The sequence below is a fragment of the Labrys sp. 22185 genome (assembly GCF_052045555.1).
GTDB lineage: Bacteria > Pseudomonadota > Alphaproteobacteria > Rhizobiales > Labraceae > Labrys > Labrys neptuniae.
This window is the reverse complement of the sequence record NZ_JBQEPH010000006.1, coordinates 152,282-169,692: the sequence shown is the minus strand read 5'-3', so window position 1 is coordinate 169,692 and position 17,411 is coordinate 152,282. Positions and strand designations below refer to the sequence as shown.

At 64.2% G+C, this 17,411-nt stretch carries 16 protein-coding genes; 4 read left to right on the top strand and 12 right to left on the bottom strand.

Going from position 1 to position 17,411, the window contains the following annotated elements:
• Window positions 1-90 precede the first annotated feature (90 nt).
• Window positions 91-1,275, top strand: a complete 1,185-nt coding sequence (locus tag ACTJKX_RS14490) for an MFS transporter (protein WP_440725674.1) — start codon at window positions 91-93, stop codon at window positions 1,273-1,275.
• 40 nt (window positions 1,276-1,315) lie between these two features.
• Here ACTJKX_RS14490 and ACTJKX_RS14485 read toward each other — a convergent pair whose 3' ends face one another.
• The 3 genes from ACTJKX_RS14485 to ACTJKX_RS14475 form a co-directional block, all read right to left on the bottom strand.
• A complete protein-coding gene (locus tag ACTJKX_RS14485; protein WP_311943186.1) occupies window positions 1,316-2,233 on the bottom strand; it encodes a LysR family transcriptional regulator in 918 nt (305 codons plus the stop codon).
• A 366-nt stretch (window positions 2,234-2,599) separates the two neighbouring features.
• Window positions 2,600-4,705: a glycine--tRNA ligase subunit beta gene (glyS, locus tag ACTJKX_RS14480; protein ID WP_440725673.1), complete on the bottom strand. Its 2,106-nt coding sequence runs from the start codon at window positions 4,703-4,705 to the stop codon at window positions 2,600-2,602.
• 74 nt (window positions 4,706-4,779) lie between these two features.
• A complete protein-coding gene (locus tag ACTJKX_RS14475; protein ID WP_311943182.1) occupies window positions 4,780-5,703 on the bottom strand; it encodes a glycine--tRNA ligase subunit alpha in 924 nt (307 codons plus the stop codon).
• A gap of 324 nt (window positions 5,704-6,027) precedes the next feature.
• Here ACTJKX_RS14475 and ACTJKX_RS14470 point away from each other — a divergent pair, with 324 nt between their 5' ends.
• The gene (locus tag ACTJKX_RS14470; protein ID WP_440725672.1) at window positions 6,028-6,435 is read left to right on the top strand and encodes a hypothetical protein; all 408 of its coding nucleotides are present in this window, start codon (window positions 6,028-6,030) and stop codon (window positions 6,433-6,435) included.
• Between the two features lie 101 nt (window positions 6,436-6,536).
• Here ACTJKX_RS14470 and ACTJKX_RS14465 read toward each other — a convergent pair whose 3' ends face one another.
• On the bottom strand, window positions 6,537-6,710 hold the full coding sequence (locus tag ACTJKX_RS14465) for a hypothetical protein (RefSeq protein ID WP_156771628.1): 174 nt from the start codon (window positions 6,708-6,710) through the stop codon (window positions 6,537-6,539).
• Between the two features lie 30 nt (window positions 6,711-6,740).
• The gene (locus ACTJKX_RS14460) at window positions 6,741-7,643 is read right to left on the bottom strand and encodes a S49 family peptidase (protein ID WP_440725671.1); all 903 of its coding nucleotides are present in this window, start codon (window positions 7,641-7,643) and stop codon (window positions 6,741-6,743) included.
• A gap of 301 nt (window positions 7,644-7,944) precedes the next feature.
• Between ACTJKX_RS14460 and ACTJKX_RS14455 the strand changes: the two genes are divergently transcribed.
• Complete coding sequence (locus ACTJKX_RS14455; RefSeq protein ID WP_311943175.1) at window positions 7,945-8,259, top strand: hypothetical protein; 315 nt, start codon at window positions 7,945-7,947, stop codon at window positions 8,257-8,259.
• Between the two features lie 78 nt (window positions 8,260-8,337).
• On the opposite strand, the gene ACTJKX_RS14450 is transcribed toward ACTJKX_RS14455, so the two are convergent.
• From ACTJKX_RS14450 to ACTJKX_RS14420, 7 genes are all read right to left on the bottom strand, one after another.
• Entirely contained in the window at window positions 8,338-9,282 is a 945-nt protein-coding gene (locus ACTJKX_RS14450) for an amino acid ABC transporter substrate-binding protein (protein WP_440725670.1), read from the bottom strand.
• A gap of 203 nt (window positions 9,283-9,485) precedes the next feature.
• The gene (locus ACTJKX_RS14445) at window positions 9,486-10,772 is read right to left on the bottom strand and encodes a dicarboxylate/amino acid:cation symporter (protein ID WP_376717754.1); all 1,287 of its coding nucleotides are present in this window, start codon (window positions 10,770-10,772) and stop codon (window positions 9,486-9,488) included.
• A gap of 581 nt (window positions 10,773-11,353) precedes the next feature.
• Complete coding sequence (locus ACTJKX_RS14440) at window positions 11,354-12,115, bottom strand: SDR family NAD(P)-dependent oxidoreductase (protein WP_311943170.1); 762 nt, start codon at window positions 12,113-12,115, stop codon at window positions 11,354-11,356.
• A gap of 35 nt (window positions 12,116-12,150) precedes the next feature.
• Entirely contained in the window at window positions 12,151-12,954 is an 804-nt protein-coding gene (locus ACTJKX_RS14435) for an ABC transporter permease (protein WP_311943168.1), read from the bottom strand.
• Complete coding sequence (locus ACTJKX_RS14430; RefSeq protein ID WP_440725669.1) at window positions 12,954-13,817, bottom strand: ABC transporter permease; 864 nt, start codon at window positions 13,815-13,817, stop codon at window positions 12,954-12,956. Before ACTJKX_RS14430 ends, ACTJKX_RS14435 begins: the two co-directional genes overlap by 1 nt.
• A gap of 229 nt (window positions 13,818-14,046) precedes the next feature.
• Window positions 14,047-15,210 carry an ABC transporter substrate-binding protein gene (locus tag ACTJKX_RS14425; protein WP_394311822.1) on the bottom strand — a complete coding sequence of 388 codons (1,164 nt, stop codon included), beginning with the start codon at window positions 15,208-15,210 and terminating at the stop codon, window positions 14,047-14,049.
• A 48-nt stretch (window positions 15,211-15,258) separates the two neighbouring features.
• A complete protein-coding gene (locus ACTJKX_RS14420) occupies window positions 15,259-16,347 on the bottom strand; it encodes an ABC transporter ATP-binding protein (protein WP_440725668.1) in 1,089 nt (362 codons plus the stop codon).
• 217 nt (window positions 16,348-16,564) lie between these two features.
• Here ACTJKX_RS14420 and ACTJKX_RS14415 point away from each other — a divergent pair, with 217 nt between their 5' ends.
• Window positions 16,565-17,323: a helix-turn-helix transcriptional regulator gene (locus ACTJKX_RS14415; RefSeq protein WP_440725667.1), complete on the top strand. Its 759-nt coding sequence runs from the start codon at window positions 16,565-16,567 to the stop codon at window positions 17,321-17,323.
• The last annotated feature ends 88 nt before the right edge of the window (window positions 17,324-17,411 follow it).

Below are 17,411 nucleotides of genomic sequence, written 5' to 3'. Positions count from 1 at the left end.
CAAATCCGCGATTTTCGTGCTATCCAGCCGCTTCGGAGGGATAACCGAAGCGCTGCCTCGAAACCCGATCTCACATATCGGGAAGACCAGATGGATCGGCGCGTCCTGCTCCTCGCACTTGCCACTTTCGTCACCGGCACCGCCGAGAACATCGTCATCGGCATCCTGCCCGACATTGCCGGCAGCCTCGATGTTTCTCTCGGCCTGGCCGGCCAGCTTACCACGGCCTTTTCCATCACTTTTGCGCTGGCGGCGCCTGCCGCACTGCTGCTGACCGCGCGTTTCGAGCACAAGGCAGCCTTCCTCGCTGCCCTGGCCGCCTTCGCTCTTTGCAATCTCCTTGCAGCCGCCAGCCCCGGCTACGGCGCGCTGTTTGCCGCCCGTGTCGGCATGGCGGCGGCGAGTGCCACCATCGCGCTGCTGGCGACCATGCTCGCCACCGAGCTCGTCGACGAGAGCATGAAGGGCCGGGCGATCGGCGTGATCTTCATGGGGGTGAGCGGCTCGCTGGTGCTCGGCGTGCCGATCGGCATGCTGGTCTGCTCGCTTGCGGGCTGGCGCAGCGTGTTCCTGGTGCTTGCCGCCCTGGCCGTCATCGTCCTGGTGGTCTGCCGCTCGAAGCTGCCCGATGTCGGTGCCCGCCGGCAGGGGCCGCCCGACTACCTTGCCCATTTGCGGTCTCCTCCCCTGATCTGTGCCCAGCTCGTCTCGATCCTGATGATATCAGGCCATTTCGTGCTGTTTGCCTATCTCGCCCCCTATCTAGGTGCCGTTCTCGGCATTGTCGGCATGGGTACCGTGCTGGCCTTCATCGCCTTCGGCATTGCCGGCGTCTCGGGCGGCTATCTCGGCGGTCTCGCCGCCGACAAGCTCACGCCGCGCCGGGCGATCATGCTGGTGCCGGCGGGCTACCTCACGGCCCTGATGTTGATTCCGCTGGTGACGGGCACGAGCCTGTCCTTCTTCCCGGTGATGATGGCTTGGGCCTGCCTGAGCTGGATGATTTCGCCGGCAGTGCAGAGCTTCCTGATCGCGATGGGGCCTGACACCGCGGAGGCTGGGGTGAGTCTCAATCTTTCCGCCATGCATGTCGGTGTCGGCCTCGGCACGGCGCTCGGCGGCGTCGCGGTGGAGCGGGTGCCGATCGCCTATCTGCCGGGCATCGGTGCGGCTCTGGCCGCCATGGCCCTGATCGCGGCAGCGCTGGCCCATCGTGGTACTGCAAGGCCAGCGGAGATGGCCGCGCAGAGGGAAGCAGGCGATCGCCTTGCTTGAAGGGTAGAGCGGCGATCGAGCCTGGGGAAACGGAGCGCGCTCAGACCTCTGCCGTTCCCTCCAGCACGGGCCTGAGCTTCGTCAGTGCTTCCCAGCCATGGTCCATGAAGGCGCGAACCTTGGCGGAGTGCTTGAGATCGGGATGGGTCAGCAACCACAGGCCGGCGCCGACGCCCGGCAGCGGCTCGGAAAGGCGCGGCAGCGGCAGGGCGTCGCCGATATAGCAGGGCAGCAAGCCGACCCCGAACCCTGACCGCAGGGCCTCGGCGACGCCGAGAATTGTGTTGAGGCGCATCACGATGCGCTCGTTCGGCACTTCACGTTCCACCCAGCGTGCCGGCGGAATGTTGGAAAGACCTTCGCCGGTGGCGATCCAGCGCTCGGCGAAGAGGTCGGCGAGCTCGGCACCCTTCAGCCGCTCCGGGCCGTAAATGGCCCAGGCAATGGTGCAGACCCGCCGCCCCACCAGCGTGTCCGGCGGCGCCGAGGTGGCACGGATCGCCACGTCCGCATCCCGCTTGGACAAGTTCAGCGGCAGGTTGGAGACGACGACGTCGAGGCGGATGTCGGGAAAGCTGGTCAGGAAACTGGTGAAGACCGGCATGGTCAGGTGCGCCATGATGCTGTCATTGGTGGTGACGCGCAATTCCCCGGACGGCTTGACATCCCGGCCCGCCACACGGCGCTCGAAGCCGCTGATGTCGTCGGCCATGCGGCCGGCGAGGGCCACCATCTCCTCCCCCGCCGCGGTAAGGGCGTAACCGCTGCGCCCTCGTTCGAACAAGCGGGCGCCGAGCAATTCCTCGACGGCATTGATGCGGCGGAAGACAGTAGAATGGTTGACGCCGAGGGCCGTCGCGGCGCCCACCAGGGATTTGGTCTCCGCCACGGCGCGGACATAGCGGTAGTCATCCCAATTGGGGGAGGGACGCTGTAGGGCAGAGTCAGAAACGGTCATGCAGGCGTCCCCGGCGACAAGAAACGCAGATCCGGTGAAAGCTTTCTAGTGTTAGCACCGGCGAGCAATGGTGCAAGATCGTCTTGTGGAGACGAGCTCGGCCTGTGTTTTCATAGCAAGGATATCCGTCATTGCGAGCGCAGCGAAACAATCCAGCCTTCGCAAGATCGCTGGCCTATAGCCCCTGGATTGCTTCGCTGTGCTCGCGATGACGGGTCGATGAGGCTTGTTGGGGCCGAGTAGGAGAGCAAAGTGCGTTTAGGCGAAAACGCGTGTTTGCTCTCCCTCGTTGGTTCCAAGCCAATCCTGCGGATTGGCTGGAGCGTCTTTGCGAATCTTGGCGATTCCGCCAGATCGCAAAACGCTTCAGCCCTCGATGCGCGAGAAATCGGCGACGCTACGGGTTGCCGTGCGGATCTCTTCCAGCAGCTTCAGGCGGTTGAGGCGCAGGGCTGCATCGTCGGCGTTGACGAGGATCTTGTCGAAGAAAGCGTCGACGGGCCGGCGCAGCTGCGAAAGGGCCGTCATGGCGCCTTCATAGTCCTCGGCGGCAATGGCAGCCGATGCTGCCTGCCGGGCCGCCTGCAAGGCGGCCTGCAGCGCCTTTTCCTCCGGCTCGGTGAGGCGAGAGGCATCCGCGCCGCCGGCATAGGCACCCGCGCCGTCCTTCTTCTCCTCGATGCGCAGGATATTGGCGGCGCGCTTGGCTCCCGCCAGCAGGGCCTTGCCGTCCTCGCTGCCGAGGAAGCGGCCGAGTGCCTCGACCCGCCGGACGATGAGCAGGAGATCGTCCTGCCCGCCGAGACCGAAGACCGCGTCGACGAGATCGTGGCGCGCGCCCTGTTCACGCAACTGCACCTTCAGGCGGTCGGCGAAGAAGGCCAGAAGATCGTCGGCGATGTCGTTGCTCTTGGCGAAGGGAGCCTTGGCGACGGTCGTGAGGAGGGGCAGGCGCAGCCTGTTGTCGAGCACCAGGCGGATGACACCGAGGGCGGCCCGGCGCAGGGCATAGGGATCCTTGCTGCCGGTCGGCTTCTCGTCGATGGTCCAGAAGCCGATCAGCGTGTCGAGCTTGTCGGCGAGCGCCACGGCGACCGCGACCGGATCGCTCGGCGCGCCGTCACCGGCGCCCTTGGGACGGTAATGATCCTCGAGCGCGGCGGCGATGGCGGCGTCCTCGCCCTGGGCGGTGGCGTAATAGCGGCCCATCAGCCCCTGCAGTTCGGGAAACTCGCCGACCATTTCGGTGGCAAGATCCGCCTTGGCGAGCCTGGCCGCCCGCTCGGCCTTGGCGGGGTCGGCACCCACGACAGGCGCTAGCGCCTTGGCCAAAGCGGCGATGCGCTCGATGCGCTGGCCCTGCGTGCCGAGCTTCTCGTGGAACACCACATTCGAGGCGATGATCTTGGCGAGGCGCTGGTCGAGCGGCTTGCCTTCAGCTTCATAACCGGGCAGGGGTTTCTGGTCGGTTTCCCAGAAGAACTTGGCGTCGGAGAGGCGCGCGCGGATGACGCGCTCATTGCCGGCGACGATGGCCGCTCCGCCGTCGACAGCCTCGATATTGGCGATCAGGATGAAACGGTTGGCGAGGCGCCCCGTCTTGGGATCGCGCACCACGAAGCATTTCTGGTTGGCGCGGATGGTGGCCTGGATCGCTTCGTCCGGTACCGAGAGGAAGCTCTCCTCGAAGGAGCCCATCAGCACCACCGGCCATTCCACCAGGCCGGCGGCCTCATGCAGCACCGCGTCGTCCTCGACCAGTTCCAGCCCCTGGGCGAAAGCGAGGTTGCGGGCATCGGTAAGGATGATGTCGCGTCGGCGGGCCGGATCGAGCACCACCTTGGCGGCCTCCAGCTTGGCGACATAGTCTTCGAAGCGCCTGACCTGGATGGTCCCCGGCGCCATGAAGCGATGGCCCTTGGTGGTATCGCCGACGGCGACGCCCTCGATCTCGAAGCGCACCACTTCCGGGTCCTCGGTCTCTGGGCCGAAGGTGCAGAGGATCGAATGCAGCGGACGCACCCAGCGCAGGCTGCCCGAACCCCAGCGCATGGATTTGGGCCAGGGGAAGCTGCGCACCACTTCCGGCACGATCTCGGCGATGAGGTCGGGTAGGGCCCGTCCGGCCTTTTCCACCACCGCCACGTAGAACTCGCCCTTCTTGGGATCGCTCTCGATGCGGGCCTGGTCGAGCGAGGCGAGGCCGGCGGCCTTTAGGAAGCCCTGGATAGCGCCGTCGGGGGCGCCGACACGAGGGCCCTTGCGCTCTTCGCGCGTATCGGGCTGGCGGGCCGGCAGGCCATGCACGGTCAGGGCCAAGCGGCGCGGCGTGGCATAGGCCGAGGCGCCCTCATAGACGACGCCGCGCGCAACGAGCGCATCCGTCACCATTTTCTTGAGGTCCTCGGCCGCCTTGGCCTGCATGCGGGCGGGGATTTCCTCGGAGAAGAGTTCGAGCAGGAGGTCGGGCATGGGATCGGTTTCGAAAGCTGGTGACCTGGAAGGCCGGAAAGGGAAGGGATGGGGAGCGCGGAGAGGGTCTACGATCAGGCCCCGCCGGCTTCGGTCTTGACCCAAGCCTCGCCGCAGGCCTTGGCGAGGTCGCGTACGCGCAGGATGTAGCTCTGGCGCTCGGTCACCGAGATAGCGCCGCGCGCGTCGAGCAGATTGAAGCGGTGGCTCGCCTTGATGCACTGGTCATAGGCGGGCAAAGCGAGCTGATGCCGATTGCCCTTGTCGCCGGCGGCAAGCAGGGCCTTGCACTCCTTTTCGGCATCGATGAAGTGCTGCTTGAGCATCTCGATGTCGGCATGCTCGAAATTATGGCGCGAATATTCCTGCTCGGCCTGCAGGAAGACATCGCCATAGGTGACCTTCTCGGCGCCGTCGCGGCCGTTATAGTTGAGATCATAGACGTTCTCGACGCCCTGGACATACATGGCCAGGCGCTCGAGGCCATAGGTCAGCTCCCCGGAGACAGGATTGCATTCCTGCCCGGCGACCTGCTGGAAATAGGTGAACTGCGACACTTCCATGCCATCGCACCAGCACTCCCAGCCCAGGCCCCAGGCCCCGAGCGTGGGGCTCTCCCAGTCGTCCTCGACGAAGCGAACGTCATGGACCAGGGGATCGAGCCCGATGGCGGCCAGCGAGCCGAGATACAGGTCCTGCAGCTCCGGCGGCGAAGGCTTCAGGATGACCTGGAACTGGTAATAATGCTGCAGGCGGTTGGGGTTCTCGCCATAACGCCCATCCTTGGGGCGGCGCGAAGGCTGCACATAGGCCGCTTTCCAGGCCTTGGGGCCGAGCGAGCGCAGGGTGGTGGCGGGGTGGAAGGTACCGGCGCCCACTTCCATGTCGTAGGGCTGCAGCACGACACAGCCGTGATCGGCCCAATAGCGCTGAAGGGTCAGGATCAGGCCCTGGAAGGAGCGTTCAGGGCGCATATGGGCGGGGGTAGCGTCGGCCATGACGGTTCTCGAACTAGAGCATTTTCTCCAGAAAGCCGGCCGGCTTCTCAATTGAGAAGATGCGTCAAAACAAAAGAGACCGAGAAAATTGCGGTTCAGGGAAATCGCACTTTTCTTCAGCTGAGCCGTGCCGGAGAAACTGTTTCCGCCGGTACAGACCAGGGCCCGACCCTTAGAGCAAGATCGACACTGGGGAAACCTGTTTGTGCGGCGCGCGGCCTTGTGCCTGTCCGCACAGATGCCGGGAAGCACTCATGAGACAAGGGACGCAACGGGACACCACAACCGATCCCGTCCAAACCAAAGCTCAGGAGAGTAAGTATTATGTCCAGGCAATCCCTTCTTCGTACAGGACTTATCGCGGCCTTGATCTTCGGCTCGGTAGCCGGCTCGATCTCCACGTCCTTCGCCGCTACGACCGGCCCGGGTGCTGGCGGCAATGGCGGTGGCCGAGGCGCCAGCTCGGGTGCGTCCGGCGGCGGTGGTGGCGGTAATGGCGGCGGGACCTCGCCGGAGGCCCGTGTGATCATCACGAACCCGCCGCCCTGCCGCACCCATGCCTGCAATCCGCCGCGACCCCGCCCGGCCGTGGCTCCCGTCAAGGTCAAGTTCGTCGATCAGCAGCGCTGCACCAATGTCTGGCGCCAGGTGGTGCTGGACGACGGCTCCATCATGGAGGACCGCAGCGCGCCGATGCGCAAGCATTGCCGGATCATTCGCAACTTCGATTGATCCAAGCCCCGCCAAAAAAGCAGAAGCAGGTTCGCGAGAACCTGCTTCTTTGCATTTGGCGGATCTGCATGAGGACCCGCAACCAGAACGGCCGCGCCGCTTTATTCGGGGCGATAGACGCCGCTACGCGGGTCGCGGCGCAGGTTGATGGCTTCCTGTCGCACGGGCTGGGGTTTGTAGAGTTCGTTGTTCACTCGCTCCCATTCGCGCTTGACCAGGCGCGCGAGAACCACGGTCCCGACAAGGCTGGCGACGGCTAGAACGACAGGATGCATGGCAGGTCCTCTTCATTCATCATTCCGTAACTATAAACCGAAACGGGCACGAATTGCACGCCCTTCGAGTGCGGCAAGAATGCCTTCGGTTAATTGCTCGCTTTCAGCAGCCGAGAAATGGGCGCCAAGGCCGAAGCGCCGGGCAAGCAGGCCACGCGGTTCCGACACGGTCTTGAAGCGTACCTTCTCGCCATAGCGCGCGCGCATGGTGGACCTCACATCGCCCATGGCATCGGCAAGGCCGAGCTCGATGGCCCGCGGCGCGAGCCAGAACTCGCCCGAGAACAGCAGCTCCTCCTCGCCCTTGAGCTTGCCGGCGCGGCGTTCCCGGACCAGGGCGATGAACATGTCATGGATGTCATGTTGCAGCGCCGCCAGCCTTTCGACATCCTCGGGCTTTTCGGGCCGGAAGGGATCCAGCATCGTCTTGGAGCGCCCGGCCGTGTGAACGCGGCGCTCGACCCCGATCTTCTCGATCAGCTTGTCGAAGCCGAAGGAGGCGGAGACCACACCGATGGAGCCCAGGATCGAGGCGGGGTCGGCAACGATCTCGTCGGCGGCGCAGGCGATCATGTAGCCCCCGGAGGCCGCGACGTCCTCGACGAAGGCAAAGACCGGCAGCTTTTTCTCGGCGGCGAGGGCGCGGATACGGCGCATGATCAGATGCGATTGCGCCGGCGAGCCACCGGGTGAATTGATCACCAGCGCGACCGCCTTGGCGCCTTTCACGGCGAAGGCACTGTCGATGAGCTTGTCGAGCTTGGTCATGTCCAGGCTGCTCGAGAACCGCGAGCCGGCACCGATGGTGCCGGAAAGCGGAAGGACGGCAACCACGGGCGCCGGGTGACGCCATTTCTCGGGCAGCAATTGTCGGATCCGGCCGATACTTCGCTTCAATGGATTGGTCGATTGCGGGATATCAGGTGTCGTCAACGCAGCTTCGCCTCTTCCTGTGCAGCATGGGCGGCAGTCCTCACGAGAAGGTGATGAACGCCTTTGCCGCATATAGGCATGAAATCCTGGCGGTACGATAGGTTGCCGCGCCGGCTGAATGCAGGATGAACGGGTCGATCAAGTCGCATTCAGCCAATGCCGGGATAGTGGAAGCGGGAAGGGACGAACGATAATCGCCGCTCCCCCCGGAACCTTCACGGTTTCGGCAGTTAGTATCATAGTAAGCCGGCCCGTCGGGGTCGGGTCGAGCTTTCGCCGATTTGAATCGCAGGAGGAACGAATGTTTCGCAAACTCGCTCTGGCAGCCGCTCTGGCTTTCGGCATGGGGGGCGCTGCAATGACCGCCCAGTCGGCCCAGGCTGCGGTGATCCATCCCGCAGCCAATGCTGGCGTGATCCAGGCCATTGAACAGTCGGCCCCGTCACCGGATGCCGCGCAGAAGGTCTATCACCGCGGCCGCCCGCATTATTATCGCCCGCACTATTACCGCCCGCATTGGCGTCCGCGTCCGGCACGTTACTGCCGCTGGCAGCGTGTACGCGTCCACACCTATTACGGCTGGCGCTGGGTGAACCGTCGCGTCTGCTGGCGCTGATGAAAATCGTCTCCGCTGCCTGACGATCGACACCCCCGAACTTGGTTCGGGGGTGTTTTTCATCGGGGCCTCGGTCGATCAGAACGCATCGATGCCGAGCGCCCGCCAGGCTTCGGTCAATTGCAGGGAGATCGGCAGATTGAGATTCTCCCCGGTCGGCGTCGGCTGGAGGAACCATCTGCGATAGGTCCTCACCAGCCTGCCCTGCTCGGCCATGGTCGCAAAGGCGCGTTTGACGGCCTCGGCCATCAGGGGATCGTCCTTGCGGAACATGATGCCATAGGCGTCATAGGTGATGAAATCGCCGACCACGACCAAGGTCTTCTGGGCATGGTTGCGCGCGATGAAACCATAGAGCAGCACGTCGTCTGTGGCGAAGGCATCGGCCTTTCCGGCCGCCAGCATGTCGTAGGACTGCTGATGATCGGGCGCCGAAGCGATGGTCATGCCAAGATGATATTTGTCGTTGAGCTGCTTCAGCGCCGCTTCGTTTGTGGTGGCCGCCGTCACCACCAGGGTCTTGCCCTGCAGATCCTTGTAGGAGCGGATGCCCGAGCCGCGCTTGACCAGCAGCTTGGTGCCCGCGACATAGGTGACGGGCGAGAAGGAAACCTGCTTCTCGCGCTCGCGATTGGCCGTGGTCGAACCGCATTCGAGGTCGACCTCGCCCGAGGTCACCGCCGCGATGCGGGTGTCCGAGGTGACGAGCCTGTAGTCGATGCGAACCGGCTTGTCATGCAGCTCGCGCGAGATCTCGTCGACCACGCCCTTGCAAAACTCGATGGCGTAGCCTTGCGGTTCGGCCTGTTCCGGCTGTTTGAAGGAGAAGGGGAAGGAGGCGTCGCGATAGCCGATCATGATGGAGCCCGTCTGGTTCGCCTTCAGCAGCGTGCCGGATAGCTCCAGCGGAAAGTAATCCTGCTTCGGTGCGGCCGTCAGGTCCTGCCCGATCATGTCCTCGGCCTTGGCGGGGACATTTGCCGCCAGAATGACGATGGCCGCTAGCGCCAAGAGTTTATGCAAGACTCTCTCCTGAAAAATCCGGACAGCGGGTGGATTGGCACCGCCACGCTGGAGCAAAATGGCTTTTTCGTGAGGTGCCATTTCCCCTAACTCTTTGTTTTGGCGCATTTTCCTGGTCGAAAAGCCTGTCGACTCTTCTCAAAAATGCTCTCGGATGCTCGACGACGGCAGGCGGCGGCACGAGCCGTGCCGCCGCCATTGGCTCAGGCGGGTGCCGCTGCGGGTGCCACTTCCGGCGCGTTGATGTCGTCCTTTTCCGGACCGAGGCCGCCCTCGAACTTGGCGACTGCCGACGCCGCCAGCGAGTTGCCGATCACATTGGTGGCGCTGCGGCCCATGTCGAGGAACTGGTCGATGCCGATGATCAGATAGAGCCCCGCATCCGGGATGTTGAACTGGTGCAGCGTCGCCAGGATCACCACCAGCGATGCCTTGGGCACGCCGGCCACGCCCTTGGACGTCAGCATCAGCGTGCCGGCGATGGCAAGCTGGGTGCCGAGCGAGAGTTCCATGCCATAGGCCTGGGCGACGAACAGGGTCGCGAAGGTCGTATAGGCCATGGTGCCGTCGAGGTTGAAGGAATAGCCGAGTGGCAGCACGAAGCTGGCGATGCGCTTGGGGACGCCGAACCGCTCGAGCTGGTCGAGGATCTTGGGATAGGCGGCTTCCGAACTTGCCGTCGAGAAGGCGAGCAGGAAGGGCTCGCGCATGCGCCTGATCAGATTGCCCATGCGGGCACCGAGCAGGAAATAGCCGATGGCGATCAGGAACCCCCACAGGATGAGCAGCGTCAGGTAGAAGCCGCCGAGGAACTTGACGAAGTTCAAGAGCACGCTTGGGCCGGACGTGGTGATGACGGAGGCCACGGCCGCGCAGACGGCCAGCGGCGCCAGCGTCATCACATAACCAGTGATGGTCAGCATCATGTGGGCGACGTCATCGGCAAGGTGGACGAGAGGCTTGCCGCGCTCGCCCAGGGCCATGATGGCAACGCCCGCAAACAGCGAGAACACAACGATCTGCAGGATCTCGCCTTCGGCCATCGCCTTGAAGATCGAGGTCGGAACCAGATGTTCGATGAAATTCTTGAAGCTGAAGGAGGCGGTCGCGATATTGGCGGTATTGCCGCTCTGGTCGGCGATCACGATGCCGTGGCCGGGCTGGATGAGATTGGCCATCACCAGGCCGAGCAGCAGCGACACGATCGACGCCGAGATGAACCAGCCCATGGTCTTGGCGCCAACCCGTCCCAAGGTGGCTGCGTCGCCCATGTGGCCGATGCCGACGATCAGGGTCGAAAGCACCAGCGGGCCAATGATCATCTTGATCAGCTTCAGGAAGATCGTGCTGACGAGGGACATGTAGTCGGCGATCGTGGCCGCGGTTTTCTTGTCGGGGAAGGAGTAGAAACAGGCGATACCGATCGCGATGCCCAGCACGAGACCGACCATCACGTAGATGAAGTTCCTATTCAAGTTGACCCCCCTCATTTGACCTAACGGTTGCATCTGGCGGGATGCAGACAAGCGAGATTCCCCTGGGCAAATCATCAGACAAACGACGCTGGAGAGACGCGTATGCCAAAAGTTTGCAACAGATTTGTCATGTTATTGACATAGTTGCACTCCAGCCGGCGGCCCGAGTCAAGCCTTTTCAAAGCGCTTTTGCAGATGTCGACCGACACATTTCCTGCCGAATATTGACAGGGTGTTTTGCTCGAAAAACAGGAGCGTTCATTTTGGTCAACGCGAGGCAGCACCATACCGTCCGCGTGGAAAGGCGCGCGGGAGGCGAGCAGAGCCGATTTGTATATCAGGAATCCTAAAGGCCACCCCGTCATTGCGAGTGAAGCGAAGCAATCCAGGGGCCGTAAACTCTGTGCCTTCAAGCCTCCGGATTGCTTCGCTTCACTCGCAATGACGGAACGGGTAAATCAGACGTCATCCGCGTTGGCCCAAGCTTGCGGCGACGGCCCATGCCAAGTCTTTGACACTTCCTACGATGTCTTTGACACGTCCTACGATCGCGGGAAGGCCGTGCTTCGGCACGTCGGCATCCCCGAGGCTTGGTATCAGCCGATACTCTCGCCGCCGTCGACGACCAGAGCCTGGCCGGTCATGAAGGCGGAACGATCCGAGACCAGGAAGAGAATGGCCTCGGCGATCTCTTCCGCCGTGGCCCAGCGGCCCATCGGGATCTTTTCGCGAACATAGGCCTCGATGGCGGCACGGCCGCCCATCTGGGCAATGAAGGGCTCGTTGAAGGGGGTGTCGACCCAGCCGGGGCACAGGGCGTTCACCCGGACCTTGTGCCGGGCATAGTCGAGTGCCATCTGGCGCGTCATCGCCACCACGGCGTGCTTGGACGTGGCATAGGCGATCATTTCCCGGTCGTAGAACACGCCGGAATTGGAAGCCGTGTTGAGGATGACACCGCCGCCCGCCGCGATCATCGCCGGCATGGCGAGCCGGGCCGCCAGGAAATGGGCGCGGACATTGATGCGCCAGGAGGCATCGAGCCCGTCGAGGCCGACTTCGGTGAGCGGCCCACCGACCTGGATGCCGGCATGATTGTGCAGGATGTCGATGCGGCCGTGACGGTCGAGTGTGCCGCCGATGAGGCGCTCGACGGCCGCGTCATCCGCCACGTCGGTGGCGACAGCATCGGCACGCCCGCCTCGTGCGCGGATCATGCTGGCGGTCGCCTCGCCGGCGTCCTTGTCCCGATCGGCAACAATGAGGATGGCGCCCTCGCGCGCCATGGCAAGGGCGCCGGCCTGGCCGATGCCGGAGCCGGAGCCGGTGACGATGGCGATGCGGTTTTCGAGGATCATGGTCATTCACTCGGGAATTGGTGGCGCGAGGGCCGTTATCGGCGCTTGCGCAGCAGGAACTGGGCCAGCAGCACCATCAGCACCGAGGCGACCAGCACGAGCGTGGCGATGGCGTTGATCTCGGGGGTTACGCCGCGGCGGATCGAAGCGAACACATAGATCGGCAGGGTGGTCTGGGGACCCGCCACGAAGAAGGCCACGATGAAGTCGTCGAAGGAGAAGGTGAAGGACAGCAGGAATCCCGCCAGGATGGCCGGGAAGATCTGCGGCAGCACGATGGAGCGGAAGGTGGTGAAGGGCGTGGCGTAGAGATCGCTCGAAGCCTCCACCAGGTCTCGGCTCAGGCTGCCGAGCCGGGCCCGCACGATCATGGTGACCAGCGCCATTGCGAACAGGCCATGGGCGGCGATGATCGAACCATAGCCGAGGCCGAGCCGGGGCGGGGTCTCGCCCGGCCAGATCGCCGCAAGCAGCGGGTTGGCGAAGGCGAAGACCTGCACCAGCGCCACCAGCGTGGCGATGCCGATGACCACGCCGGGCACCACGATGGCCGCGCCGAAAAGGGCGTCGAAGACGAGGCGGGTCCGTGCTCCCACGCGCGACAGGCCAAGGGCGGCGGCCGTGCCGAATACCGCGGCCAGCAGGGCGCTGCTGGAGGCGACGATCAGGCTGTTGCGCAGGGCTTCGGTGAGGAAGGGGTTGGCGAGCGCCGTGCCGTACCACTTCGTCGAGAAGCCAACGATCTCACTGGCATTGCGGCCGGCGTTGAAGGAGAACAGCACCAAAAGCCCGATGGGCAGATAGAGGAAGGCGAAGACGGCGGTGACGAAGGCTCTCATCAGATCAGGTCCACCTGCCGGGCGCCCGAGACGCGTGCGGCGATACGGTTGGCGATCATGAGCACCACGACCGAGGCGACCACCAGTGTCACGGCGATGGCCGAGCCGAACGGCCAGTTGCGCGATTGCAGGAAGAGGTCGACCAAGGCGTTGCCGATGAAGAACACCTTGCCGCCGCCGAGCAAGGTCGGGATCAGATATTCGCCGAGCAGCAGGATCATCACCAGGCTGAAGCCGGTCATCACCCCGGGCAGGGACAGCGGCAGCGTGACGCCGAAAAAGGTCGAAAAGGGTGTGGCGCCGAGATCGGCCGAGGCTTCGAGCAGACGGCGATCGAGCCGTTCGAGGCTGACATAGATCGGCAGGATCATCAGCGGCAGGTAGCCATAGACGATGCCGATCAGGACCGAGCCCGGCGTATTGAGCAGCCTGACATCGGGAATGCCGACGAGGTCGAGCAGGGCCGGGATGCCGCGCGAGCCCAGGATGTACATCCAGGCATAGGAGCGCATCAACAGGCTGGTCCAGAACGGGATGACCACCAGTGCCAGCAGGATCAGCCGCCAGCGCGGCGGTGCCTTGACGGCCAGATAGTAAGCGACGGGATAGGCCACCAGCAGGCAGGCGAAGGCGCCGGCGGGCGCCAGGATCGCGGTGTTCCAGAAGGCGGTGGAGCGTGCGCCGAGATTGGCATATTGCGCGAAGGAGAGTGCGGCCTGGTAGCCGCCTTCCGGCGCCCTTTCGCCGACGCTGAAGACGAGCACGGCGATGAAGGGCAGTACCAGGAAGACCACGAGCCAGGCACTCGCCGGTGCGAGCAGCAGGGTCGTCACGAGTGTGCGGCGGGCGCGTGAGGAGACCACTGGATCGTTTCCGAGGGAAGGATGGAACTGCACTGGCGGAATAGGTTCTCAGCGTGAGGGATGCAGTCATTCCCGGCCGAGCCGCTCGCGAGCGAAGCGAGAGAGGGTGAGAGGGAGGGAATCCAGGGGCAAACACGGCGCCCCTGGCCCCTGGATTCCCTTCCCGCCACCTGCGGTGGCGCCGGGAATGACGGAGCGACCTTACCTCCAGCCATCCTGAGGGGGCCGGTCAGGCCGATTTGAAGCGGGCCATCAGCTCGGCGCGGCCCGGATCGGTCAGTGTCGCCGCTGCCCCGAATTCCAGCGGCTTCAGCAGTTCGGCGGCCGGATAGAGAATGGGATTGGACAGGAAGTCCTTGGGAAGCAGGGCGTTGACGCGCGAATCCGTGCAGGGCGCGCCATTGGCGATGTGCTCCTTCACGGCATTTTCAGGCGTCATCAGATAGTTGAGCAGGGCATAGCCGGCCGGCTTGTTGGGCGCGTCCTTGGGGATAGCGTAGAAATCGGTCCAGATCTCTCCGCCTTCCTTGCCGAGGATGTATTTGATGTGGGGCAAATCGCGGTTGAGCTGGGCCCCGTCATTGGTCCAGCACATCGTCATCCAGGCATCGTTGGCGCGCATGGGCGGCTGGTAGTCGGAAGACACGGCATAAAGATGCGGCTTGGCCTTGATCAGCAGTTCCTCGGCCTTGGCGAGCTCATCCTGCTTCAGGGAATTGAAGGAATAGCCGAAATATTTCAGGGCATTGCCGATGGTGGTGAGCTGGTAGTCATGCACCATGGTGCGGTTGGAGCCCTCGGCCATGGCGGTGTCCCAGAAATCCTTCCAGCTCGCCAGCGGCTTGGTGAGCTTCTGGGTATTCACCGCAAAGCCTGTGGTGCCCCAGTTCTTCGGCACGGCATAGACCGTGCCGTCGACGGTGCCTTCGGCCGTGAAGCGGGCATCCTCGGTCGAGGCGCTGTAGGCCGGCAGCTTGGCAAGGTCGATGGCGTCGATGAGGCTGAGCTTCTTGTAGGTGGAAATGGTGTAGTTGGTCGGCACGAACAGGCTCCAGCCGGTGGCACCGGCCTGGAGCTTGGCCAGCATCTCCTCGTTGGAGCCGAAGACGTTGACCTCGACGGCGACGCCCGTCGCCTTGGTGAAATTCACGAAGGTCTGCGGGTCGTGATAATTGGGCCAGGTGGCGATCGACATCTTGTCGCCGAGTTCGCCGGCCGCGTAGGCGGGGGCGGGCAGCATGCCGTTCTCGCGGCCGAGCACGGCCATTGCCAGGCCGAGGCCGGTGGCGCCGAGGAAATGGCGGCGGCTGATCGAGCCTTTGCGGTAGCGCAGGAGCTGGTCGACAAAGCCCTGGGCCGAGATTGGCAGGTCGTCGCGATAGGATTTCGACATGGCTCATTTCCCTCTGGTGGCGTCGCTTTTTGCGGCTTTTCAGGTCGTTCAGGCGGCGAAGGCGAGTGGAGCACCCGGTGCGAAACCGACCGAGACGCTATCGCCCGGCCCCTTGAGACCGGGACCGTGTGCCAGGTGGTCGGCCGCGACCAGGATGGTTCCGACATCCCGGATCTCGATGGCGTATTCGGCGGTCGAACCGAGAAAGATGCGGTTGTGCACGGTACCCTGCAGCCTCGGTCCGTCACCGGTCTCCAGCCGCATAGCTTCGGGGCGGATGCTCACGCGGGCCGCCTGGCCGGGTCGTAGTGGCATGTGGGTCCGGGCCTGAAGCGTAGTGCCGTCGGCCAGCACGATGCTGGCCGCCTTGCCCTCTGCCGCGGTGACCTTGCCGTCGAGGAAATTGGACTTTCCGACGAAATCGGCGACGAAGAGATCGGCCGGATCGTCATAGATCTGGCTGGGAGCCCCGGTCTGGACGACACGGCCCTTGTTCATCACGCAGACGAGGTCGCTCATCGACAGCGCCTCTTCCTGGTCGTGGGTGACCAGCACGAAGGTGATGCCGAGGGACCGCTGCAGATTCTGCAGTTCGAGCTGCATCTCGGTGCGCAGCTTCTTGTCGAGCGCGGCGAGCGGCTCGTCGAGCAGCAGCACGGCAGGCTTGTTGACCAGGGCACGCGCCAGGGCGACGCGCTGCTGCTGGCCGCCGGAGAGCTCGTGGATGCGCCGGCGGCCATAGCCGGAGAGACGCACCATGGCGAGCGCCGCGTCGACGCGCCGGGCGATCTCCGAACCGGCCAGGCGAGGGCGGGCCTGGCGCAGGCCATAGGCGATGTTGTCGCCGACGCTCAGATGTGGAAACAGGGCATATTGCTGGAAGACCATGTTGACCGGGCGGCGAAAAGGCGGCGTTCCGGCCATGTCCTGGCCGCGGATCAACACCTGCCCGCTGCTCGGCTGCTCGAAGCCGCCGATCATACGCAGGCAAGTGGTCTTGCCGCAGCCCGAGGGGCCGAGCAACGCGACAAAGGCACCGTTGGGGATGGCAAGGTCGATGCCATGAACCGCGATGACCTCACCGTAGCGCTTGGCGACGGCGCGAAATTCGATATCGGGCGAGGTCGTGTCGTTCATCTGCGCTTGTCCCCTCGATCGGTGCCGAGCCGTTTCGTTCTGGCCGGTTCGTTCTTGCTTTTCGGCCCTCGACGAAGAGAAAGCTAGCAGAGCCGATTTCCTCTCGTATATACCTACCCGGGGGTATATGCTGCATGTTTGTTCATCATAGGGGGTAGAAATCGGCAGCTCCAGGCATAATTTGGCGGCATCCACGGCGCTGGCGGAGGCGATAAAAGTGGCGGGCCACGCTGGGCCGGGCGAGTTCGAGCGTGCCCTGCTGGCCTGGCTCGGCCTGCATGCGCGCTTCGATCACAGCGTGGTGTTCGCCTATCGCGGTTCGGCGCGGCCGCCGATGCTGTACGAGACCTTCTCGCCTGCCGAGAGCCATGTCTTCGTCGCCCTCTACCAGGATGGCGCCTATCTGCTCGATCCCTTCCACCGGGCTGCGATCGGGGGATGCGAGGGCTTCCGTCGCATGCGCGAGCTGGCGCCCGACCGTTTCTACACCAGCGAGTATTTCCGCTCCTATTACAGCCAGACCGGGCTGGCGGAGGAGGTCGGCTTCTTCGTGCAGCTTCCCGAACAGACCTCGGTGGTCTGGTCCCTGATGCGCCTGGCCGCCTCCGGCCCGTTCGGCACGGCGGAGGTGCGCGGCCTGCGCGACCTGACCCCGATCGTCCTCGCGCTCTGCGCCCAGCATTGGCGCGACCTGCCGGAGTTCGGCGAGGCCGGCAGCCGGGTGACGACCTTGCCGCTGCCGGGCAGCGATCTCGACCGGGCTCGGCTCTGGGCCAGCCAGTCGCTGACGGCGCGGGAGGGAGAAATCGTCAATCTGGTGCTGCAGGGGCATTCGTCGGATTCGATCAGCCGCCTGCTTCATATCTCGACGGGCACGGTGAAGGTGCATCGCCGCAACATCCGCCACAAGCTCGGCATCCATTCCCAGGCCGGCCTGTTCGCCCGTTTCCTCTCGCTTCTGAACGAGGCGGGGTAGGTCCGATGCGGCTCATCTCAGAAGGAAACACTGCGAATTGTCATAGCCGGGCTTGACCCGGCTATCCAGAAGCTCGGGGCTGGATTGC